Source organism: Pseudomonas sp. NPDC089406, from assembly GCF_044900265.1.
In the GTDB taxonomy this organism is placed as follows: Bacteria; Pseudomonadota; Gammaproteobacteria; order Pseudomonadales; family Pseudomonadaceae; genus Aquipseudomonas; species Aquipseudomonas fakonensis.
The window spans coordinates 104,468-127,126 of the sequence record NZ_JBJDNC010000012.1 but is presented as its reverse complement, the minus strand read 5'-3'; the positions used below and the strand labels follow the sequence as shown (position 1 = coordinate 127,126).

The window sequence follows — 22,659 nt, the reverse complement described above, 5'->3', positions numbered from 1 at the left end:
CATCACAGTCCCCAATCTTCAGCGGCAACCAAGTGCCAGAGGGTGGTGGCGCGGTTGTTCCCGCGCTGTTGCCAGGTTTGTTCGGCAAGGTCCTTGCGCCGGGGGGCGCTCAGCTCGAAGCTGAGGAATGGTTCGTATGCCTGCGCAGTCCAGGTATTGAAGCGTTCGCTGCTGGCATAGTGATTGACGTGTTCGAGCAGGCGCCATTGTGCCCAGCGTTGGGCATCGTCGTGCGATTGTGGGGTCAGTGCCACGCGGGCGATGCGCAGGTCATCGAAACTACCCAGCTTGGCAAGCTCCGGCGCGGTCACGAGCAGGTCGCCACGCAGGCTGTTGCGCTCGGCATCCAGGCAGCTGTCGAAGGACTTTTTCAAGGCCTGCACCTGATCATCCCAGTCGTCCAGCAGTCCGGTTGACTGCAGCAGTCCCTGCCAGACGGCTTGTGCGCTCAGTTGCGGCGCATCGGACGGGGTATCAATGGGCGTCCCTCCGAGATTGCCGTGCAGCTGCATGCGGCTCAAGTCGACGTCCCAGGTGGCGACCAGCGTCGCCTCGGTCTTCTGCGGCTGCAGGTTCTTTTCCAGAAACTCGATGCGCAGCGCTTCCTTGTTGCCTGGGGGGGTTATGGTCTTGCGCAGGGCCTGGTTCAGCCAGGCCGGGATTTTCTCGTGGGCTGGAGGCTCTTTGCTATAGACATCCTGCCTGGCACGGGGCTCCTCGAACGGTTCGACCAGCAGCACCGGGCACTCCAACAAGGGGTCATTACTGGCCCATAGCCGCCAGCAGGCGTACTCAGGCACGAACACTTGCTGGCGTTGCAAGGCGTCCCGGCCGAGTTCGGTCAGGCTGTAGCTGCGACGCCTGGCGCCCTGTGCGCCGAGCTCCGGCAACGGCTGCAGCAACCCCAGCCCGCAGGCGATGTCCAGCAGACGCTGGGCCGCAGCCTGCCGGGAGGGTTCACAGAACAGGTGCACGGCGATGTCGTGGGCGTCGATGGCTTCCCTCACGCCGGCCCGTTGCAGCACCGGCAGCAACTCCGGGCGCTGGGTGGCCCGCGCCACCTCACCGATCACGTGCCAGCAGAAAATGCTCACCTGACGGCTCAGGACGATATCGCCGCGTTCGGCTTCAGTGTTTTTCATGCAGCGAGGTCTCCCAGGTCTTTTCAGCGGCGAGTTTGCCGAGCAGGCTGTCTTTGGCTTTACCCAGGGCATGGCGATCGCCCACGATGATCCGGCAGTGGCGCGCCCTGGTCAGGGCGACATTCAGGCGGTTCGGGCTGCGCAGGAAGGGGGTCATGTGATTGCGTACCAGCGACAGCAGCACCAGGTCGGCTTCGTGCCCCTGGAAGCGATCGACGGTGCACAGGTCCAGGGTGATGAACGGGCTGCCTTTCGGGCCCCTGGCGAAATGGTACTGTGCATGGCCGTTGGCAGACCACTTGCGTAGCGCGTTGCGCAATGCCCGCTCCTGCCCGCGGTAATAGGTGAGCACCGCGACCTCCCAAGGGTGGCCATCATCCCTGCGGTTTTTGCCGGCCCAACGCTCGAAGCGCTTGAGTTCTGCGATGAGCTCTTCGACCTCGGCCGGATTGCTGTCCGCTTGGCCGTCGGAGCGTGCCTTGACATGCCGCCAGGTGGCGGGGTGCCGGTCGTAGCCCCAGGTACGCTCGGCGGTCATCCGCGCCGGGCTGAACAGCGCCTGGCCCTGATAGATATACTGGTGCGAAAACGCCGCGATATCGGGGTGCATGCGGTGCTGATGACTCAGCCGCACGTGGCGTGAAGCCAGGACCGCCTCGGGCAGGCCATCGCTCAGCGCGTTACCGTTTCGCGCTTGCCGGTTGCGGCCAAATCCTTCCTGCAGGGATTCGAGGATCGAGGGCAGGGCCACCATGCGTACCCGATCGACGTTCCTGTTCACATGATCGGGTGTCGCCCCCGAACCTTCGACCGGCATCAAGGCCTCGATCTGGTGGGCTATGCGCGCCTGTTCTGAGCGGTCTTCCTGGCTGGCGTAGCGTTGCTCGTATTCAGCGTTGATGCGCCACGCAACCTCCATGCTCCAGTCTGGCACGGGCTCTGCGACACTCAGGCGCGGGGTCCGCCGGCGGGCTGCCGCCGCACGGCGCTCGAGCATGGCCGGGGCTTGGCCGCGCACAAGGGTGGTATCCAGCGGTAGTTCATCCAGGCGCGCGCCGAGGGTTTCGCCTGCCCCCAGCACGATCCAGGCATCCTCTAACGAGGCAGGCTCCTCGGCCTGGGCAAGCTTTACCCCCAATGCGTTGGCTTGAGCCACGTAGGCTTGGCGCGCCTGTGCGTCGGGGTTGGCGATCACGCAGCCACGCCTTTTATGGCGGGCCATGAACGCATCGACGCAGGCGTTTCGCAGCCATGCCTTGGGCTGGCAGGCGTCAAGGTTCGCTGCCATGGCCTGTTCATCCACGAAAGGTGCGAGCTGCAGCGGATCGCCAACGATGACCCAGCGCTTTGCCAGTACGGCGGGGACGAGAAATTCGTGAAACGTGGTCTTGGAGGCCTCGTCGAGAATCAGCATGTCGTATGGAGGGTGGTTGCTGCGCCGGCGCTTGAGGTCCGGGTGCTGCAGGATGCCTGTGGTGGTGCCGCAGGTCAGGTTGGCGGTGCTCAGGACCAGCTCGGTGATCAAGTGATCATCCTGGCGCAGTGCATCGAGCAGTGTCCGTTGCGCCTGGCTCGGATTCTGCTGGCGGCTCAATGCCGCTTGCAGGCGCTTGCGCTCGGTTGTGCGAAAAGTCTCCAGCTGCCATTTGCGGGCTTTTTCGGAAACGTTGCGGGTATCGCCGATACGGATGGGGATGATCTGGTCGCGATGGCGGTTTCGGGCGTCCATGAGTTTTTCCAGGACATTGTCGACGGCTACGTGGGTAGAAGCGCACAACAGTACGCGCTTGCCCTGTTCGGCCATCTGCAGGATCAGCTCGCAGATCGCGGTGGTTTTACCAGAGCCTGGCGGGCCTTCCAGCAGCATGAAATCAGTGGTGTGCAAGGCCTGTTCGACGAAGCGGCGCTGCTCGTCGGTACCGGGACGCTCGAGGTCCAGCAGCAGTTTCCAGGCGTCGCCCGCCAGGGCGGGGGCAGCAAGTTCTGGCCAGCGCGCATGGTCGTGGCTCTCCAGCAGGCGCAGCAATGGGCGGTGCGCGACCGAAGGAGTGTCCTGCAGGCAAGCGATGGCTTCCTGCTGGCGCCGGAGCGTATTGGTGTTGGGGCGCAGCAACAAGTGGCTCTCGCTGGGTTGGCGCTCCAGCAACAGCCGCTGGCCGGCCGGGTCGCGGTCGAGGATGCGTAGGGAACGCTGGCGATTGAACCTGAACTGCGCGCCCAGGCCATCGGGCGCAGCAGATTCGTAGACCTCACGCGCGTCTTCGCCAAGAAACGCACGGAAGGTCGCTTCCGGTTCGCTGGGCCGGTCTTCGGGCGGCTCCAGGCTGATCCAGAAGCCCGCAGGGTTGTCATCGAGGCCCTCCGGCCGGAGGGCGGCCGCCCAGCCCAGCCGCTTGACGGCGTGCTCGCTGCTGAGATGTTTTTCAGAGACCTGAAGGAACTCGTTGAAATCTTTGAAGCCATGGAACACCCGGCGCATGAGAATGTCGGGGCGGTGGTGTTGAAGATTTTGGTAATAGAGCAAAGCCATCGGTCAATTCCTGTTGGTACGGTCGGCAGGGTCCTTTGCAAGCGCTGTGCCTAAGTGAATTTATTACTCAACCTGTTGATTTATAAGTTTATTTTATAGAGAGGCGAGCGCATTTTTGGTCATATCTGTCTATTCGAGGACGGATTTGTCCCATTTGGCGAACGAGCTTAACGGGTGATGGCTAAAAGCTATATCCTGTGGCACCTGCGCGAAGAGGACAAGGAGTGAGACAGGGTGTCGAACCGTAGCCAACTGGGATGGGTGGACTTTTCCAACGAAGACCGTGATCGAGTCAAGCATGCGCTCAGCCAGCTTGCGCAGCCCGGCACCTTGGACGAACTGGGCATCGGAGGCTTGCGCGATGCGTTTGCAGACTTGATGTTCCCCGGGTTCTCCACCCTGCAGACCCGGGCCAAGTATTTCATCAGCGTGCCGCGGATCATTCGCGATTACTTACAGCTCAGTTGTGCGCGCCAGCGCAAGCAGCCATTCGGTCACTACCTGGAAGAGCAGGAGGCGCAGCTTTCTGAATTGCTCAGAGAGCGCCACCGTGACTCTGGGCAGATCGGTATATCCGGGTTTTCCCTGCAAAAAGGCGAACGGGTTTCCAGGCAGCCGTCGTCCATTTACTGGGTCGGCTTGCGCACCTGGAAGCTGATCGATACCCAAGGGTCGCTGCGCCAGTTCGCGCAGGCCATCGGCTCGGCAGAGGAGCCCTGGGCCGGGCTGCAGGAAGAGACGGGGGATGATAGCGACGCTCACTGCCCGGCGAGGCTCGTCCACCTGGATCGCCATGAGCCGGCCTGGCTTGACGACATCCGCATAGAGCTGACCGGTTCGGAGGCGCGCTTCTTGAGCGAAAAACTCAAGGCCGGGCCTGAGCACAACCTTGTTACTGAGCTGGAACGGTCCGGTCTGCGCGAGCAGGCGCTGGTCAAGGGCGAGGGCGGCTTTCCTGCGTTGGCAGCCTGGGTGGGCGATCAGGCGCAACTGTCTGGCCAGGCCCGCGACAGCGTGGCCAAGGCGCAGGCGTTCAGTGAGCTGATTTATGGTGCCCATCTGCGCTTGAACATGCTGCTGGTGCGTAACGGCGCCGAACACCGGGCATTGCTGGATACCTACAGCGAATACTGGGACGGCTGGCGCTCGAAGGCTCATGCCCAACCGCAGCAGGTCGATCAATGGCTGGCCCACACCCAGGTTTCGCTGGCCGGCCACACCCGGGCATTTCTTGAAAACTGGGCCAGAGGGCTTGCCGGAAATGCACGGGAGGACGAGTTGGACCGTTTGGTCGCAGAGCAGGCCAGGGCCAACAAGAAGCAGCGCAGCATCCTCAACAGGCGCCTGCCCGAAGACTTCAAATGGCATGGTATGGCGCGGCTGGACTACCGCTGGGCACAGGTGCGTAACGTGCTGCGCGATGTTCAGGAGGGCCTGGCATGCTGAATCCGCATTCCGACCGTATCGACTACGGCGACAAGCTCACCGCGCCTGAAGGTTTTACCTTGAGTCACGCGGTGGCAACGACCTACTCGCTGGATCTTGAGACCTTGCTGTGCCTTCCCTTGGCGCTGTCGTTCAATTGCACGCCCGAAGGCGACCTGAAGGCCGACAAGCTGGCGCTGCTCGAAGCGATCAGTCAGCTCAAGGGCAAGGTCAAGGTGTTCTTCCAGCAGGGCTGCATCAAGGCGCCGCGCCAGTTCAACCTGCTTTTTTCGCTGCTTGAACCTTTGTTGGTGCCCCAGGTGCCGGCGCAAGCTTTCAGCGCGTTCCATCCAAAGCTGTGGCTGCTGCGCTTCACCGATCAGGGCAAAAAGGTGCGCTACCGGCTGCTGGTGATGTCGCGCAACCTGACCTTCGACCGCAGTTGGGACCTTGCGGTCGCCTTGGAAGGCGAGCTGACCAGCGCCCGCAGTGACGACAACCAAGGGCTGGTGGCGCTGCTCAAGTCATTGATGCCGGACGCCGAGGACTTTCGCAGCGAGCTTGCATTGCTGGCCAAAGAGCTGGCGCGGGTCACCTGGGACAGGCCTGATGGCTTCAGTGCCTTGAGCACCTTGCCCGAGCAACCCGGGCAGTCGCCGCTGCTGTCGTGCCCGAATGCTGACACCGTGATGGTCATGTCGCCGTTTCTGCACCCCGATGCGCTCGACCAGTTCAAGCAGGGGCGCGAACGCCGCTGGCTATTCAGTCGCGCGCAGGAGCTTGAGCGGTTGGGCAAGGAAGTGCTGCAAGGTTGGGAGTGCTTCGCGCTCAATCCCCGGCTGATCGAGGGCGAGGACGAACTCAGCCACGCCCGTCCACAGGATCTGCACGCCAAGATGGTATTGCTACAAGAGGGGTCGATCAGCCACTGGCATGTGGGGTCGGCCAATGCGACCAAGGCGGCCCTGGGCAGCATCGGTGCGCCGCCGCGCAATACCGAGTTCATGTTGCGTCTATCGAGCAGCAATGCCCGGCAGTCGGCGCAGCAGTTGCGTGCCGAACTGGTGGGCAGCGAGCAGGAACCCAATGGGATCTTCCTGCCCCATAGCTTTGGTTCATTTGTGTTGCAGCCCGAGCAGCCAACCGAAGAATGCCTGCGCAGGCTGCTTTACCGGTTGATCCAGGCCGACTGGTGCATGCGGGCGGTAGCCGATGCCAATGGCACCTACACCAGCGTCATCGAGTGTCCGCCAGAGCTACTGGAACCCGATGACACTTGGGTGATCGAAGCGCAGCCGCTGGTCAGTGGGCAGCCTAAGGTATTGGCGCCGCGCCTGGTGTGGGAGGGCGTAGGGCTCTCCCAGCTCAGCGCCTTCCTGATACTGCGCGTGGTCGCCGGGGGCGAGTTAGCGAGTGAACTGGTGATCAAGCTGTGCTTGGAGATTGAGGGCGGCGACAACCGGGAACAGCACATCACCACCACCCTGATCGACAGCCCGCACAAGCTGCTCGCCTACCTTCACATGCTGCTGAGCCCCATGCATGTGCACCGGGTCGGCCCCAGCGAAAGGGAAAGGGGAGGCAACGGCAGTGATGTCGACGCGTTTATCGGTCAGATGCTCAACGGGCCGCTGCATGAAGCGCTGCTGCGATGCGCCGCCCGCCAGCCGCAAAAGCTGCAACGCATCGACGACATCCTGGCGAAACTGGCCGAAACCGAGAACCTGATTCCCCCGGAACTCCACAGTTTGTGGGCACAGTACCAAGCGTTTTCGAGGAGCAAGGCATGACTGGGTGTGTATCGGACCGCGAAAGCATCGAGCTTGCTCTGCAGCATACCTGGTGCAAGCTCAAGGATTTTCAGCGCGCCACCGTCGAGCGCATCAGTGCGCAATTCAACGATCCGCAGCATGGTGGGCGGGTGCTGGTCGCCGATGAGGTGGGGTTGGGCAAGACGATCGTTGCCAAAGGCCTGATCGTGTCGATGTTGCGCGACTGGCGCAAGAGCGAGCCCATGCGGGTCACCTATATCTGCTCCAATCTGAGCCTGGCCGCCGAGAACCTGACCAAGCTGGCGGTATTTCCCAGCGGCAGTGGCTGGGTTCGCCAGCCTTCCTATGAACGCCTGGCCCACGTCGCCCTTTGTCAGTCCGAGCACAAAGGTGCGGTGCTGGAAATATGCACGCTCACCCCGGCCACGTCCTTTGCATTGACCAAGGGCACTGGCAATCGGCGTGAACGGGGCATCATCCTGGCGGCGCTGCTGCGCCACCCGCAGCTAAAAGGCTCGCGTCGCAGCTTGACGGCGCTGTTTCAGGACCGGGTGCAGGATGCCAAGGGGTGGGAAGATGAGCTGCGCCAGATCGAGCGACAAGGCTTGCTCAAGTCGATCGTGGAGGCCTTCCTTGCGCAGATCGACTGCGCGCAGCCAGACGAAGGGCCAACCCTACTGGAGCAGTTGCGCAGCGTTGCCTGCCTCCGTGCCCAGCGCCACCGCGCCAGCAAGCGCGAGATGATGCGCAAGCTGCGGGTGCTGTTCGCGCACTGTTGCGCCACGCAGTTGCGTGCCGACCTGTTCATTCTCGACGAGTTCCAGCGCTTCGAAAGCCTGCTGGACCAGGCTGAGGACAACGAGCACTCGCTGATTGCACGGGAGATCTTCAGCCGCGAGCGCGACTGCAAGGTGCTGCTGCTTTCGGCCACGCCGTTCAAGGCCATGAGCACGGTGGCGGACGACGAGAATGATGACAGCCACTTGAGCAAACTGAAGCAGATTCTGGCATTTCTGAGCCTGTCGCCGCTGCAGGCGTATGAGCCGGCGCGCAAGGCATTGCAGGCTGAACTGCTGCGTCTGAGGACCGACAGCGTCAACGCCAGGGCCCTTGATGACGCCCCCAGGAGAGCGGTGGAAGACTTATTACGCCCGCTGATCTGCCGTACGGAACGCGGCCAGATAGCGGAGGATGTCGATGGCCTGGTCGATGCTAAACCCTCGCGGCCCGGGCCCGAACTGCGGGCTGACGATATCCGAGCCTACGTCGAACTCGACCGGCTCGCCGTACTGCTCGAAAACGACAGCGCGCGTCAGCTGGCCAGCCAGCTCATGAGTTTCTTCAAGTCAGCGGCCTGGCCGTTGTCGTTCAGTACCGGTTACAACATCCAGCAGCTGTTACAGCGCCATTACCAGCGTTCGCCGCAGACGCTCAAGCGCATCAACGCCAGCAAGCAGCTTTGGTTGCCCCGAGAGCGGGTGCAAAAGTTCACACTCGATGTTGCCCGCGAAGCACCCAACCCCCAGCTTCGCTGGCTGACCAATCACCTGTTCGCACAAGGGCGCAAAGCCGGCCCGGAAATGCTGTTGTGGCTGCCGCCCAGCTGGCCGCACTATCCGCTAGACGGATTTTTCGCAGGCCATGAACAGTTCAGCAAAACCCTGTTGTTCTCCTCCTGGGCCATGGTGCCGCGGATGGTCAGTGGCCTGGTCAGCTACGAGGCGGAGCGGCGGGTACAGCAGCACATCGCCGATAAGACCGAGTACTTCAGCAGGCGCCGCGCGGGCTTGAGCCAGGACGCGCAAGACACCCATGCGCAGCAGCGGCGTGCCGTGATCAAGCTCGACAGTGGCGACTTGGCCAACTGGTCATTGATCTACCCCGCGCGCTGCCTGATCGAAATTCCTGTCCAGCGTTCGCCAGCCACTCTGCAGCAACGAATTGTCGAACTTACCCGGCACTTCAAGCAGCAACTGGCGCCGTTCAAGCGCAGGTATAGGGAAGGGCACAACAGCCATCATTGGTATCTGTTCGCGCTGATGTTGCTGGACAAAGTTCATGAGGGCTGGACCAGTGACTGGTTCGAAGCCCTGTCGAATCTGGTGTCCGGGGGAGTGCACCAGCGAGCTGCTGAGATTGCTCGTCGCGTCAAGCAACTGGACGACCTGGGCGCCATGCCGGCCGACCTGCCTGAGTACCTTGCCAGGCTGGCGCTGGGATCGCCGGCGGTCTGTGCGCACCGCGCCCTCAAGCAGTATTACCCGCAGCAGGACTGCTTGCATGGGCCTGTCAGCCGGGTGGCGCTGGGGTTCATCAGCCTGTTCAACGGGGTGGCCGGCAGTGCGATCGCCAGGCGGCTGGACGCCGAGCACCCCTGGCGCGGCATTGTCCGATACTGCGCCGATGGCGGTATCCAGGCGATGCTGGAGGAGTACCTGTATCTGCTGTTCCCCAACCGGTCACTCGAGGGCGTTGTTTCGACCCTGGAGAACGTACTGCGCACCTCACCGTCGAGCGTAAAGGTCTGGAAGCTAGACCGGGACCAGGACGACACCCACTTGCGTTGCCATTACGCGGTGCCGCTGGGCGCGCAGAAGTCCACAGATGATGCCGGCCAGGTTCGCATCGTCAGCATCCGGGAAAGCTTCAACTCGCCGTTTCGCCCCTTCGTGCTGGCATCGACGTCCATTGGCCAAGAGGGCCTGGACTTTCACTGGTACTGCAGTGAGGTAGTGCACTGGAACCTGCCCAGCAACCCCATCGATCTGGAACAACGCGAAGGGCGGGTCAATCGGTACCAGTCGCTGGTGGTCAGACGGCGGGTGGTACAGGCAGTGGCTGGGCCTGAAACGCCCCCGACCAGTTGGGAGCAGTTATTCACGTCAGCCGAGAGTCCGGGCTGGGGCACCGACCTGGTGCCTTACTGGCACTATCCGCAGGGTGACGCGAAGATTCGTCGCTTGATCCCAAGCCTGGCCTTCAGCGAGGAGGCAAGGCGTTATCCGAATATGCAGAAGGTGTTGTCCCTCTATCGCCTGGCCTTCGGCCAGCCCGGGCAAAGCGAGTTGCTTGAGCATTTGAAAAGCCTGGACCTTGACAGCGATGCGCTGGCCTACCTGAAACGTCAGCTGATGATCCGATTGGCACCGGTTTTGTACCGCACCGACGAACCGACACTGGGTTAGCCTTTCGAGATGCTCTGTTTCGCAGAGAGCGGGGCAGCAATCACCCGTCTGCGAAGATGGCCAGTCAAACGTGGCTGCAGGCGGCCCCACCACCGTTGAGACCCTAGCGCAGTGCTTATGGGATCGATTAGCACGCAACGGATCGTTTCCCAGGAAGTGGTGTGATTCACGATCGCTCTGCCGGTTTATCGCTACGAAGCAATCCGGCATGACCTTTTCGACCGTCTGGAACTCTATCTGCTCTCGGGTAGGTAAACATTCTTCGAATAGGTTTGCTCGAACAGTACATCGCGTGGTTCGCCGGTCGGGTTGCGGAAGGCCGCGACTAGCATCTTGGTGGATAAGGTGGCGCCCATGTGAAGTTCTCCTGAGATAGTGGGTAGCAACTGATGAGCCCATTTTCAGGTGTGTTCTGGCGTATCAGAACCGCGCACAGGCATAGTTTTTGGTCCACACGTGGTCGACTTTTTGCCCGTGCTTTGCCTTTGGCCTGATGGATCAGGCAGTTGAATATGCCTATGATCCACTCCCTGACTGCCTTCCCGAACGAGCGCAGAACAGTGGTTGAAACCTTGCCATGGGTGAGTGCGCCCCTCGGCCGCAGTGTCTCTACTGCGCATCATTACCCGCGCTGACTCAGCACCTCAAAAACTCAGATGGAAGCGGAACCCGTCATGAAGGCACCTAAGGCAACCCTGGCTCAACAGTGTGAAAGCATCGGTTGGAAGATCACCGACCTGTCCGCTCGCAAGCATGACAAACGCAGTTGGTCGATCGATGGTGGGCCGACTGGACTGCCGGAGGAAATCGTTGGTCAGACGTATGCCGACGCGGGAGCGCGGGTGAGCTACTGCGAGGGCGGTTCTGCTCTGCTCCTGCTGAAGGCTGCAGCTCTGGAGACGCTGGCCAAGTACAACAGCTTCAACGACAGAAACGATGCTGTGGTTCGGTTCCTGGAAGCGCAAATGACCATCCAGGCCGAGCACACCGCTGAGATTGTTGAAACCGTCCGGACCATTAAACCGAATGCCCTGGCCCGCAACGTTGCTGAACTGGCGGATAACGCGCATCTGCGAAACTATTTCCCACGTGTCCGGCATGAGTTCATGCTGGATCTCTACCAGAGAATCGGTAACGACAAGCTGGCGCATCTCATGGAGGCCTTCTCTGTGGCTCCATACGACTACCGAGCCGGCTGGCCTGATCTGATGGTGCTCACTGACGACGAAATCAAGTTTGTAGAGGTGAAGACCAATGACAGGCTCCGCGATACCCAGATCCGGTTTGCAACCGACATTGGGAAACCGATGAGCTTTGACTGCGAGGTCGTGCGCCTTACCGCGATCAAGAGCAAGTAGGGCGTTCCCCCGCCAGTGTCGAACCAAATAGCCCAGAAGCGAATGGAGTGTACGTGCTCCATAGGATGTACGAAGGTTTACGGTGTCACGTCTGCTAGAGGTCTGGTCAAGCCTTCAGCATCACTGGAAGTGAGTTGCCAGACTTTCTGGCAGCGCTTTGAAAAGCGTCGCTTGAGGCCTGAGTTCGGCTTGGCAAGCTATACCTGCGAGGAGGTATTACTCGGTTGCTCACGCACTTGGGCAGAGGAGGGCATCTTACCGGCCTACCTTCACTCCGCAGTGTGTGGGAACAACAAACGAGTGACTTTTCTAGAAGTGAACTGTTGAGCCTCAGGCTGGGGGATCCTTTTCAAACCATCCAAAGCATGCCCTCAAATGTGCCCCCAATGTAGCAATCCACTAGAAGTGAATGGAGCTCCATGGTTTGTGGAAAGGCAAAAATGATCAGATTAACGGCATGCCCGACGACACCTAAAGACTGTCAGGGTCGTCAAACAGTGGTTAGGAGTTTGGTAACCCAAAGCACGGGGCAACACTCAAGCTCTCCCAAGCTTTTGACTCACATGTTTTCATCGCTGCCAAAGAACATTTGGAAAGGCCTCTGTAACGGCGTTTCTGGCTTCAAAAAGCAGAAATGTACCCCCAAAAATACCCGCGATACCCCCAGCAGGATGCGCGATCGAGAATGGCGATTTCTGACAGCTGTCAAAGTCAGCCAGACGGCTTGCACTCGACCTGCCAGGCAGTCCGATGCAGCAACCTTGAAGTGCTCGCAGTCATACGCTTTAACCGTCCTCGGAAGCCGCTGCCATGCCGATCAAGATCGAACCAACGAGCGCCTGTGAAGAGCGCCGCACCAGCAGAAAGCCTCATCAGGCCGGTACCTGTCAATGGACCTGATCTGGCAAACAATCCAGGCCGAATTCGCCGACATTGGCGATGAGCGCGAGATCGTACGAATCCTCGTACGCCTGGTAATGGCTGCCGTACTCGGCGCAGTGCTGGGCTTCGAGCGCGAGCACAAGGGCAAGTCCGCCGGGGTGCGCACCCACATGCTGGTGTCGCTGGGGGCGGCGCTGTTCGTGCTGGCACCGAGCATGGCAGGTGCCGATGCGCAGGCGCTCAGCCGGGTGATTCAGGGCATCGTTGCCGGTATCGGCTTTCTGGGCGCGGGCACCATTCTCAAAGGCAATGGCCAGGACACCAGTCATGTGAAAGGCCTGACCACAGCCGCGGGGCTATGGATGACGGCGGCCATCGGTACGGCAGCCGGGATGGGACGCGAAGCCACGGCGCTGGTCAGCACGGTGCTGGCGCTGTTGGTGCTGGGCACGATGCCCTTGCTGGTGGAAAAGGTCGAAAGGCAAGACGAAGAAAAACAGAAGGAGGAGGGCAGGAAGCACTGAGGGGCGTGGGTCGCCCCCGCAAAGCCTGCCTTCCCTTATTCAGACCGACGCTGATCCATTCAGGCGCTCGATCGCTTCGATCAGGTCGTCATAGCCCACAGGCTTGTTCAGGTGACGGTCGAACCCGGACTGGCGAGACTTGTATTGGTCGGCGCTGGCCCCATAGCCTGTCAACGCGATGGCCGGGATGTAGCGCAGATGCTCCAGGCCGCGCAGCGCCCGGATCAGAGCATGGCCGTCCATGCCAGGCATGCCGATGTCGGAAATGATCACGTCGTAACGCGCATCTGCCGCCGACTGCAGCGCCAGTTTCGGGTCGCTGTAGGCATCGACGTCGGCATCTTCCATCAACAGCAATTGTTCCATCACTTCCAGCACATCGACCGAGTCATCCACCAGCAGGATACGAACCCCTTTCAGCCGACCTTCTGATGGCAGCACTTCGCCTTGCACCTGGGGTTGCTGGGCGTACGCGCACAAGGGCAGGGTGATGATGAACGTACAACCCTGGCCTATTCCGGGAGACTCTACGCTGACCGCTCCGCCATGGGCTTCTACCAATTGACGAACCAGGGAAAGGCCAATACCTAGCCCCTCTCGCCCATGGCCGGTGGGTGCAGCCTGGTTGAACAGCTCAAAAATATCTTCCAGGGAGTTTTTGGCGAGGCCTATGCCCTGATCGATGACTTCAAGTCGCGCCTGCTCATCCTGCCGAGCAAGTCTCAACAGAATTTCGCCATCGGCAGGGCTGAACTTCAGTGCGTTGTTCAGCAGGTTCCAGATGATCTGCTCGACACGGGTGCTGTCGGCCTCCACATAGACCGGTTCCCCATCGGCCGGCAGCGTCAGCCGAACACTTCGGCCGCGCTGCTCATTGCAAGCTACGGAGCAGATACCCTGCAGCACGGCGCACAAATCGACCGGCTGGGTCTTCAGTTTGAGTTTGCCCGTGCGGATGCGCGCTACATCGAGCAAGTCATCGATGATCCGCGCCTGGCTGGTGACCGCTTCGCGAATGACGTTGACCGCTTTGCTCGCCATGCCGGTACTTGTGACCGATGGTATACGTCGCAAGATATCGGCATTGAGCTGAATCAGGTTCAACGGGTGCTTGAGCTCGTGGGACATCACTGCGAAGAACTCGTCCTTCATGTGGCTGGAGCTTTGTGACTCGGCCAGGCGCTTGCTTTGTTCGTCCTGCAGGCGCTTGTGGCCGGTCAGGTCACGGGCGATCTTCACGTAACCGCGCAGGCTGCTGCCCTTGAGGCGTGACACTTCGCCACTGCAATAGAAGCGGCTGCCGTCCTTGCGCACATGCCAGCGTTCGTCCTGGCCGCGGCCATGCAGGCGCGCGGCACGCAGTTCACGTTCTGGTTCGCCATCTTCGCGGTCCTGATCGGTGAAGATCAGCGCATAGTGCTGGCCAATCACTTCATCCTTGGCGTAGCCGAAGATCAACGCAGCGCCCGTGTTCCAATCGATTATCAGGCCCTGTTCATCAAGCAGGATGATGGCGAAGTCATGGGTGCTCTCCGCGACCAGGCGCATGCGCTCCTCACCTTGGCGCAAGCGTTCTTCGGCTGCGCGGCTTTTGGTGATATCAATGAACGTCAGCACGGTGCCATCGACATTCTGCTCGCTGGCCCGGTACGGTAGCAGGCGCGCCAGGTACCAATGCTGGTCCTGGCCGATCACTTCACGCTCGATCGTGGTTTCGCGCTCGATCACCGCACGCGCATCGTCCGCCAGGCCTGGATATTCCAGGCGATGGGTGATGTCGAGCAGCGAGCGGCCGGTGTCGACCGGCAGTATGCTGAAAATGGCGGTGGCCCCAGGGGTGAACCAGCGAATGTGCAGGTTGCGGTCGACAAACACGGTGGCGATCTGGGTGGAGGCGATCAGGTTGCTCAGGTAGTCGTTGATCTTGTCGGTTTCATCGACCTTGGTCTTGAGCTCGTAGTTGACCGTCAGCAATTCCTCGTTGATGGATTGCAGCTCTTCCTTGCTGGTTTCCAGCTCTTCGCTGGCCAGGCGCAACTCTTCGTTGACCGCCTGCATTTCTTCGTTCGAGGCCATCAGCTCCTGGCTGGAGATGTCGGACTGCTCGATGGTTTCCTGCAACTGCTGACGGGTACGCTGCAGTTCGCGCTCCAGGGTGCTCAACACCATGCCTTCGGTTTGCTGAATGGCAGGCGGGTTGTGGGGATCAGCTTCGCGAACCTGGAAAATCACCAGCAGGCATTCGCTGCCACTGGGTTCGTCCTGGTGGGGCTGTACCTGTACCTGGACTTCGACGCGCTGATCGTCGACGGTGATGATCACTGCGCCCGAGCTGACCGGCTGGCCGGTGTTTTGAGCCTGCAACAGGGTACTGCGCAGGGCAGGGCGCAGCGGCGTGAGTACCAGGTTGAGCAGGCTGGGGCTGACTTCGCCACCGGCGTGGCGCAGGAAGCGGCCGACACCATCGCTCATGTGCAAGATGTTGCCGTCAGCATCGACGATCAGGCTGGGCGGTGTGCGCCTGGACAACGCCCGGTGATGGATTTCAGCATAGGACAGCTTGCGCAGGGGCTTGGGTTTGGCGCGTACTGCTGGCGTGTCGGGCGTCTGAAGCCGCCCCGGGCGGCGCGCCGGTTCCACTTCCCTGGCGCGGAAGATGCGATGGCGCTTGTCCACGGCAATAAACAGGTCGGCCGCCACGTCCGCTGATTCCGAACTGCCCAGGAACAGGTAACCTCCTTTACGCAGGGCGAAGTGGAACAGCCGCAGGATTTCCCGTTGCACTTCCCGGTCCAGGTAGATGAGCAAGTTACGGCATACCACCAGGTCCAACTGAGAGAACGGTGGATCGGACAACAGGTTGTGCCGGGCGAACAGCACTTTTTCGCGAATGTCCTTGCGTACGCGGTAATTCTGATTTTCCTTGATGAAGAACTGGCGCAGCCTGGCCGTGGGAACATCGGTGGCGATGGCATCGGGGTAAACGCCCAGCCGGCCGACATTGATCGCGCGCTCGTCGAGGTCGGTGGCGAACACCTGCACCTTGGCACTGCGCTGCTCCATCGCCAATTGCTCGGTTGCCATCATCGCCAGGCTATAGGCTTCCTCGCCGGATGAACACCCCGCCGACCAGATGCGTATTTCGCGCTGCGGATCCTCGCTGTCATCGTTGGCCAGCCCCGGCATCGCCTGTTGTTGCAACGCTTCGAAGGCGTCCCGGTCGCGAAAGAAGTTGGTGACCCCGATCAGCATGTCCGCCAACAGGGCGCGAGACTCCTCAGGATGCCGCTCGAGGTAGTCGCGGTAACCGGCAAGGTCGGTCTGCGCGGTGACGTGCAGGCGACGTTCAAGCCGGCGCAGCACCGTCGCGCGCTTGTAGTGCTGGAAGTCGTGGCCGGTGCTGGCATGCAGCCGGGCGAGGATGTCGTCGAGGAGCGGGTCGCATTGGGCTGGGTCGCCTGAGCGTTCGCCTAGCGGCGGCGGGAGGCTGTCATCCTCGATTTCCGGCAGTTTGACCTTCTGAGCCGAGCGACACAGTTCTACCAGCTTGCCCGGAATCTCGGTCACCGGAAGGATCAGGTCGACCATGCCGGTGGCGATGGCGGCCTTGGGCATGTCAGGGTACTGGGCGTCATCGGGCGACTGCACAAGCGTCACGCCACCTTGTTCCTTGATCCGCGATAGGCCCACTGCGCCATCGCTGCCGCTGCCCGAAAGGATTACGCAGAACGCATGGTCCTTGTGCACATCAGCAAGGTCGCGAAAGAACAGGTCGATGGCGACGTGGTCGCCGCGGCTGCGCCTGGCCGGGCTGACCCGCAGGTAGCCGTCATTGGTGGACAGGCGGTTGGCTGGCGAAATGACATAGACGTGATCACGCTCGATCGGTACCGGCTCGCTTACCTGGCACACCGGCATTCGCGTGACGCGCTGGATCAAGCGGTCTGCCTGGCTCTGGTGGTCCGGCGACAAGTGCAACACTACAACGAACGCCATGCCGCAGTTTTCGGGGACGCGCTGAAAAAACGCCTGGACCGCCTCCAGGCCGCCGGCCGATGCACCGATACCCACCACTGGAAAGTCCAGATGGCTGGGGCTTAGGGCAGGGTTTTGCGGCGAGGCGGGCGTGGGTTTGCTGGACGATTTCATGGGCACGAGCCTTGTGCGAACCGGGAGTGAGCAGTGGCAGCGATTATAGGCCTGGCACCGATCAATCTACGAGCGGGGTTCAAGTAGGACTGCCCATGCTGGCCAAAGTGCCGCTGTCGGTCAAAGGGCCTGGGGCTGCTCGAGGGATTGTGGCAGTGCGGTCACCTTGATGGCACGTACCGGTACGGCAAACTTGGCTCCGATCCTGTTGAAGCGCTCGAGCAGGTGGAAATTGATCGCCTGCTGAATATCCATGTAGAGGTTGTAGCCAGGGGCTCTCACGATATAGACGCATTCGAACTCCAGTGCCTCTTTGCCAAAGCCGCGCAAATGAGCGCGATCAAAACGCACCTGCTGTTGGGCTGTGATCGCCTCTTCGACGATGGCGGGCGCCTGTTTTACCGCATCAGTGGGCGTGTCGTACGACAAGCCGAACTCGAACACGATGCGTCGCTCCTGCAAGCGTTTGTAGTTCTGGATCGTGCTGCTGATCATGCTGGCATTGGCCATGACGATCTGCTCGCCACCCAGGCTGCGGATGCGTGTGGTCTTAAGCCCCACGTGCTCCACCGTGCCCGCCAGTGGACCGATGACGATGAAATCACCGACTTCGAACGGTTTGTCGACGGCGATCGACAATGAGGCGAACAGGTCACCCAGGATGTTCTGCACGGCCAGGGCGACGGCAATGCCGCCCACACCCAGGCTGGCCACGAAGGCGGTGACATTGACGCCCAGATTGGACAGCATGGCCAGCAACACCACCGACCACAACAGCACGCGCGCGCCCCAGGCCGAAAGCGTGGCCAGCGCACTGCCTTGGTATAGGCCGTCGGCGCTGTGCCGGCTGAAGTAGCGGGTGAGGCCCAGCGCGATGGCGCGATTGACCCAGAGGCCGATCTGCAGGGCAGCGACCACGAACCACAAGCTACTGACCCGGCCCAGCCAGCGCTCGGGCAGGTCCAGCATGCTCAAGCCGACCAGCAGCGAAGCGAGCAGCAGCAGGCTGTTGCTGGTGCCGGCCAGTACCTTGGCCAGCACCTGACTCATTGCCCCGTCATGTTCGGACCAGCGCTGCACCCGGCGCATCAACAGGCCGATGACAGCTCTGGCAATCACGAACGTCAGCACAGCAACGCACAGCGCTACCAGCAGGTTGAGGATGGAAATGCCGAAGAATGTGGTGTCGGTGAACAGTTCGATGATTCGATCATTCATGGGGAGCCCACCTCCAGATGGCTCAAGGCAGGGCCGCAGGGCGGCCCCTGGGATTACGTGGTGACGTGTGGGTTACTTGCCGTGAGTGGCTTGCAGCGCCTTGGCCTGTTCCAGATGGTGTTGCAGCGTTGGCAGCTTGTCGCTGGCGAAGGCCTTCAGCTCCGGCTTGTCGGAGGAGGCGGCCTCTTTCTTGAACAGTTCCACGGCCTTTTCGTGCGCGTCGACCTGGTTATTGACGTATGACCGGTCGAACGACTCGTCGCGCCATTCGAGGATCATCTTCTTCACCTTGTCGGTCAGCGCCGCTTCGTCGGGCACGCTGATGTCCAGCTTGCGGGCGATGTCACCGAGTTCCTGGTTGGCTTTGGTATGGTCTGTGACCATTTGCTGGGCGAATTGCTTGATGTCTGCGCTCTGGCTCTTTTCCTGCGCCAGGTTGCCGGTGACCACTTCGGCGATACCGGCTTCAGTGGCCGCATCGACGAAATCGTCCGAAGACGCTGCCTGTACCTGCAGCGAAGCCAAGCCCATCAACAGGGTAACGCCGGCGATTTTCAACAATGGTGTGTTCATGTCTCACTCCTTCGTTCTGTTGGCGCGACCTCAATGTCGCACTCGGTTGAACCGCAGGTGTGGGTGAAGGTTTAGTTTTTCTTGAAAACAGGGCCGCCGTGGCAGCGCAATCTGCGTGTCCGGGCACCGCTCATCCGCTATGTCGTAATCAGAACGAATTCAGGGGGACGGTGAGACTCGTTGGTTTAGGTCTTCACAAAAACGAGTAACCATCATGAAAAACAACCTGTTCGCCATGTTGCTGTTGACTGCCAGTTTCTCGCTGCTCGGAGGTTGCTTCGACCGCGACAGTGATCATCCAGCGAAGGATGCCGACCCAAGCAAACCGTCACTGCAGATGCAGCAACCCAGTGACCCTGTAATTAACCCTCCAGCTGAGACCAAACCGCAGAATCAATGAGTGAGGTACAGGGCATGGTGGCAACCACAAAGGCAGGTATAAGACCTCAAAATGCCGACTTAGGGCTGGAGCATCGCTATCGAGCGCTACTTGAGGGCCCGGAGCCCACCACCGAGGCCTGGCTGGAAGAGCAACTGCATCTGGCCCGTGCGCTTTGCGACGACCTGCCAGATGATCCTGGGCTACTCCCGCAATGGGCCGATAACCATGCGGGACGTGTCGCCAGCGAGCATGCGGCCTACCTGGAACAACGGCGTCAGGGCGGCCCCCGTCGTTTTTTTGCCAATCGGGCCCATGCCTTGTGGTTTCTGCAGCAAGTCGCGCCGACCAAAGCGGTCGACGGCGCCTGGCTACACGGAGCCCTATGGCATTGGCAGGACCCGCGCTTCCATGGGCTGATCCGCACCTTCCTCGAAGAACTCGGAGACGGTGACCCACGCTGCAATCACGTGTTGATCTACCAGCGCTTGCTCAGTCGCCTGGGTTGCCTGCAGGAGCCATCGCTTGACCCCGCTCGCTACCTGCAGGGCGCGTTGCAACTGGCGCTCGGCCAGCACTGCGAGCGTTTTCTTCCAGAAGTGATCGGTTACAACCTGGGTTACGAACAGCCCCCTTTGCATCTGCTGATCACCACCCACGAGCTGGCCGAGCTGGGTATCGACGCCCATTACTTCCAGTTGCATGTGACCATCGATAATGCCGCCAGCGGCCATGCGCGCCGCGCCGTAGAGAGCTTCACCGAGCTGGTGCGGGACGAGAAACCCGCGTTCTACGAGCGTGTCAGGCATGGCTACCGTCTTAATGACCTGGGGATCGACACGCCGTCGTTGATCGCCTCGTTCGACCTGCAGGCCGAATTGCTCGGCGCGCTGGAGCGCAAGCGCATCTATGGCCAGTGCATGCATTCGGACCGTTGTCGCCTGCAAGGACGCACCATCAACCAGTGGCTTGCCGAACCCGGCGCGATGCCTGATTTTCTGGAGGCGCTACAGGTTCAGGGTTGGATCAAGCGCGACAACGATCCCCGACAAAGCCGCTTCTGGTCGCTGATAGAAGGCCCTGTAGCGGCCATGTTCGGTGTGTTCGATGCTTATGAAAAGCAGCTTTGGCATGACTGGATCGCCGGAGACTGGCAAGGCGCAGAAATCCGTCGGGTGCTGCCAGGGCAGTGGGAGCACGCCTTGCAGTTGGCAGATGAAACACCCCTTGCGCCACCGGCTGCAGACATGGCTGCGCTGATCGAAGCGATGGCTGGCAATCGGCATGCTACCCCCCAGGGCCTGCAGGCCACCCGCGCGTTCATTCAGGCCACCGGCTTGATGCAAGGAGGGCTCTACTGATGCTGCTCGACCAAGACCAGATCCGTGCCGATGAGGCCTTGTTGCAGTTGGGGCGTCGCCTGCGTGCCGACGGCTATCGTTTCACTTGCGTGACGCCGGCGACCCAGGCCAGGGTCAATGCCCGGGCCGATGCGCAGCAGGCGCGTACCCTGCGTGATGTGTTCGGCTGGAGTAGGCCGTTCGCCGCGTCACTGCTCAGCCCCGATGAACTGGCGCAGCTGCGCCTCGCTGGCGTGCTGGAGGCCCAAGGTGCGCTGTGGCGCAGCACTGTGCGCTGGTCCAGCCTGGACGATCTGTTGCTGGTACATGCTGCCTGGCCAACGGACAGCCGCGACGCGGTGTTCTTTGGCCCCGACAGCTACCGTTTCGCCCAGCTGATACACGATCATTTGAGCAGCACGCCCGAGCGCGTGCAGCATGCCGTAGACATCGGCTGTGGCAGCGGTGTAGGGGCGTTGGTGATCGCTCGCGCCGCCCAACACGCTCAGGTTTGCGCAGTGGACATCAACCCTATGGCATTGCGCTACACCGCCATCAATGCCGCCTTGGCCGGTGTGGCCAATGTCTCGGTCGAGCACAGTGACCTGCTCAATGACATCGCAGGTACGTTCGACCTGATCGTCGCCAACCCGCCGTACATGCTTGACGCCGGACAGCGCGCCTACCGCCACGGCGGCGGCGCACTGGGTGCCGAGCTGTCGCTGCGCATCGTCGACCAAGCCCGGGAGCGCCTGTCGCCCGGGGGCACGTTGCTGCTGTACACCGGTGTCGCCATCGTCGAGGGGCGCGACGCGCTGCTCGAATCCGTGCGGTTACGCCTGGCAGGGCCTGCGTTCAGTTGGTTCTATCGTGAGCTGGACCCAGACGTATTCGGTGAGCAATTGCTTGAACCCGGTTACGAGCAGGTCGAGCGCATTGCCGCCGTGGCCCTGACCGTCACCCGTCGCGGCTGATAGCGTCGTGGCGCGGCAGTGCACGTTTGGCATCGAGGAAGAATACCTGCTGGTGAAGCTGGCCAGCGGGCAGGTCATGGCGGCTCCGTCAGCAGCCGTGGCCCGCTGTTGTCGGGACGCGTTGGGCCCGTGGTTCGCCGAAGAAATGTTCCATAGCCAGATAGAGATCGCTTCGCCGGTTTTCGACACGTTGCACCAGGCGCGTGAGTTCTTTGGCGAGCGGCGACAGTGCCTGGCCCAGGCGCTGGCCAACGAGGGAGCGGGGCTGTACGGCGCGGCGAGCCACCCCAGCGCCCAGTGGCTGCGTCAGCGCCCACGTGGCTCCCCGCACTATCGCCAGTTGTTCGACGATTACCAGCTGGTTGCCCGGCGCAGCCTGTTGAATGGCCTGCACGTGCACGTCGGCGTACCGGTGGGCATTGATCGGATGCGGGTGATCAATCGGGTGCTGTACTGGCTGCCCTTGTTGTTGGCGCTCAGTACTTCGTCTGCGTATTGGGGCGGTGAGGATACCGGCTACATGAGCTATCGCCGTGCAGTGTGCGGGGAATGGCCGCACATGGGGCTGCCAGAGCCGTTGCCGGACTGGAGTGCCTACCAGCGCTACCGGGCATTGCTGCAACGTACCGGTAGCCTGGCCGAGGACGGTGACTTCTGGTGGGCGATCAGGCCCTCGCGGCGGTTTCCGACGGTCGAGCTGCGTATCTGCGATGGCTGCCCGCGGCTGGAGGATGCCCTGGCCGTTGCCGGCCTGTTTCGCCACCTGGTCGAGCAGGCGCTGGCCCGCCACGATGACCCCGCCAGCCGCGAGATGCGCTGGGTCACCCAGGAAAACTACTGGCGCGCCCTGCGTCAGGGCCGCCTGGCCACCTTCATCGGTGTCCACGCGCAACAGCCGGTCAGCGCCGAGGGCTGGCTGATGCAGTTGCAGCAGCAGTGCCCGGCTGACACCGCCGATGCCGAGCGTTCATTCATCCAAGCGCGGCACATCCTGCGCGAGGGCAGCAGCGCCGATCGCCAGCGCCAAGCCTTCGTACTGGCCCGTGAACAGGGCCTGGATAACCGTCAGGCGATGCGCGCAGTGTACGGGCAAGTGATGAGTGACTTCCGGTAGGTGGCCTGATGGCTGCCCGGCAAATCCGGATAAACCTTCTCGGCGCCGCGCAGTCAGTCACAGTAAGGGCCTGTATTTCTCGGGCCAGGGAGGT

14 protein-coding genes are annotated in these 22,659 nt (G+C 61.5%); 9 read left to right on the top strand and 5 right to left on the bottom strand.

What is annotated here, in order from left to right; genetic code table 11:
- Positions 1–2 precede the first annotated feature (2 nt).
- Together ACI2KK_RS11285 and ACI2KK_RS11280 are read right to left on the bottom strand one after the other, a co-directional pair.
- Positions 3–1,142 (bottom strand): hypothetical protein, encoded by a 1,140-nt coding sequence (locus tag ACI2KK_RS11285; RefSeq protein WP_404668962.1) that lies wholly within the window; start codon positions 1,140–1,142, stop codon positions 3–5.
- Positions 1,129–3,672 (bottom strand): DEAD/DEAH box helicase family protein, encoded by a 2,544-nt coding sequence (locus ACI2KK_RS11280; protein ID WP_404668961.1) that lies wholly within the window; start codon positions 3,670–3,672, stop codon positions 1,129–1,131. The genes ACI2KK_RS11285 and ACI2KK_RS11280 overlap by 14 nt, the downstream gene beginning before the upstream one ends.
- 234 nt (positions 3,673–3,906) lie before the next feature.
- On the opposite strand from ACI2KK_RS11280, the gene ACI2KK_RS11275 reads away from it, so the two are divergent.
- The 5 genes from ACI2KK_RS11275 to ACI2KK_RS11255 all read left to right on the top strand — a co-directional run bounded on the left by ACI2KK_RS11275 (position 3,907) and on the right by ACI2KK_RS11255 (position 12,818).
- Positions 3,907–5,118 carry a DUF6361 family protein gene (locus tag ACI2KK_RS11275; RefSeq protein ID WP_404668960.1) on the top strand — a complete coding sequence of 404 codons (1,212 nt, stop codon included), beginning with the start codon at positions 3,907–3,909 and terminating at the stop codon, positions 5,116–5,118.
- A gap of 119 nt (positions 5,119–5,237) precedes the next feature.
- The gene (locus tag ACI2KK_RS11270) at positions 5,238–6,887 is read left to right on the top strand and encodes a phospholipase D family protein (RefSeq protein ID WP_404668959.1); all 1,650 of its coding nucleotides are present in this window, start codon (positions 5,238–5,240) and stop codon (positions 6,885–6,887) included.
- Positions 6,884–10,054, top strand: coding sequence for a DEAD/DEAH box helicase (locus ACI2KK_RS11265; RefSeq protein WP_404668978.1), 3,171 nt, complete (start codon positions 6,884–6,886; stop codon positions 10,052–10,054). Before ACI2KK_RS11270 ends, ACI2KK_RS11265 begins: the two co-directional genes overlap by 4 nt.
- A gap of 674 nt (positions 10,055–10,728) precedes the next feature.
- Positions 10,729–11,412 carry a VRR-NUC domain-containing protein gene (locus ACI2KK_RS11260; protein ID WP_404668958.1) on the top strand — a complete coding sequence of 228 codons (684 nt, stop codon included), beginning with the start codon at positions 10,729–10,731 and terminating at the stop codon, positions 11,410–11,412.
- 890 nt (positions 11,413–12,302) lie between these two features.
- Positions 12,303–12,818, top strand: a complete 516-nt coding sequence (locus ACI2KK_RS11255) for an MgtC/SapB family protein (RefSeq protein ID WP_016486311.1) — start codon at positions 12,303–12,305, stop codon at positions 12,816–12,818.
- 39 nt (positions 12,819–12,857) lie between these two features.
- Here the strand turns inward: ACI2KK_RS11255 and ACI2KK_RS11250 are convergent, their stop codons facing one another.
- The 3 genes from ACI2KK_RS11250 to ACI2KK_RS11240 all read right to left on the bottom strand — a co-directional run bounded on the left by ACI2KK_RS11250 (position 12,858) and on the right by ACI2KK_RS11240 (position 18,758).
- The gene (locus tag ACI2KK_RS11250) at positions 12,858–16,967 is read right to left on the bottom strand and encodes a CheR family methyltransferase (RefSeq protein WP_016486312.1); all 4,110 of its coding nucleotides are present in this window, start codon (positions 16,965–16,967) and stop codon (positions 12,858–12,860) included.
- A gap of 120 nt (positions 16,968–17,087) precedes the next feature.
- Positions 17,088–18,185 (bottom strand): mechanosensitive ion channel family protein, encoded by a 1,098-nt coding sequence (locus ACI2KK_RS11245; RefSeq protein ID WP_404668957.1) that lies wholly within the window; start codon positions 18,183–18,185, stop codon positions 17,088–17,090.
- A gap of 72 nt (positions 18,186–18,257) precedes the next feature.
- Positions 18,258–18,758, bottom strand: coding sequence for a DUF4142 domain-containing protein (locus ACI2KK_RS11240; RefSeq protein WP_016486314.1), 501 nt, complete (start codon positions 18,756–18,758; stop codon positions 18,258–18,260).
- A gap of 214 nt (positions 18,759–18,972) precedes the next feature.
- Here ACI2KK_RS11240 and ACI2KK_RS11235 point away from each other — a divergent pair, with 214 nt between their 5' ends.
- Genes ACI2KK_RS11235 through ACI2KK_RS11220 form a run of 4 tightly spaced genes read left to right on the top strand, consistent with a single transcriptional unit; the run spans position 18,973 to position 22,565 of the window.
- On the top strand, positions 18,973–19,158 hold the full coding sequence (locus tag ACI2KK_RS11235; protein WP_016486315.1) for a hypothetical protein: 186 nt from the start codon (positions 18,973–18,975) through the stop codon (positions 19,156–19,158).
- Between the two features lie 14 nt (positions 19,159–19,172).
- Complete coding sequence (locus ACI2KK_RS11230; RefSeq protein ID WP_016486316.1) at positions 19,173–20,498, top strand: iron-containing redox enzyme family protein; 1,326 nt, start codon at positions 19,173–19,175, stop codon at positions 20,496–20,498.
- Positions 20,498–21,451 (top strand): class I SAM-dependent methyltransferase, encoded by a 954-nt coding sequence (locus ACI2KK_RS11225; RefSeq protein WP_332729563.1) that lies wholly within the window; start codon positions 20,498–20,500, stop codon positions 21,449–21,451. The genes ACI2KK_RS11230 and ACI2KK_RS11225 overlap by 1 nt, the downstream gene beginning before the upstream one ends.
- A gap of 7 nt (positions 21,452–21,458) precedes the next feature.
- The gene (locus ACI2KK_RS11220; RefSeq protein WP_404668956.1) at positions 21,459–22,565 is read left to right on the top strand and encodes a carboxylate-amine ligase; all 1,107 of its coding nucleotides are present in this window, start codon (positions 21,459–21,461) and stop codon (positions 22,563–22,565) included.
- The last annotated feature ends 94 nt before the right edge of the window (positions 22,566–22,659 follow it).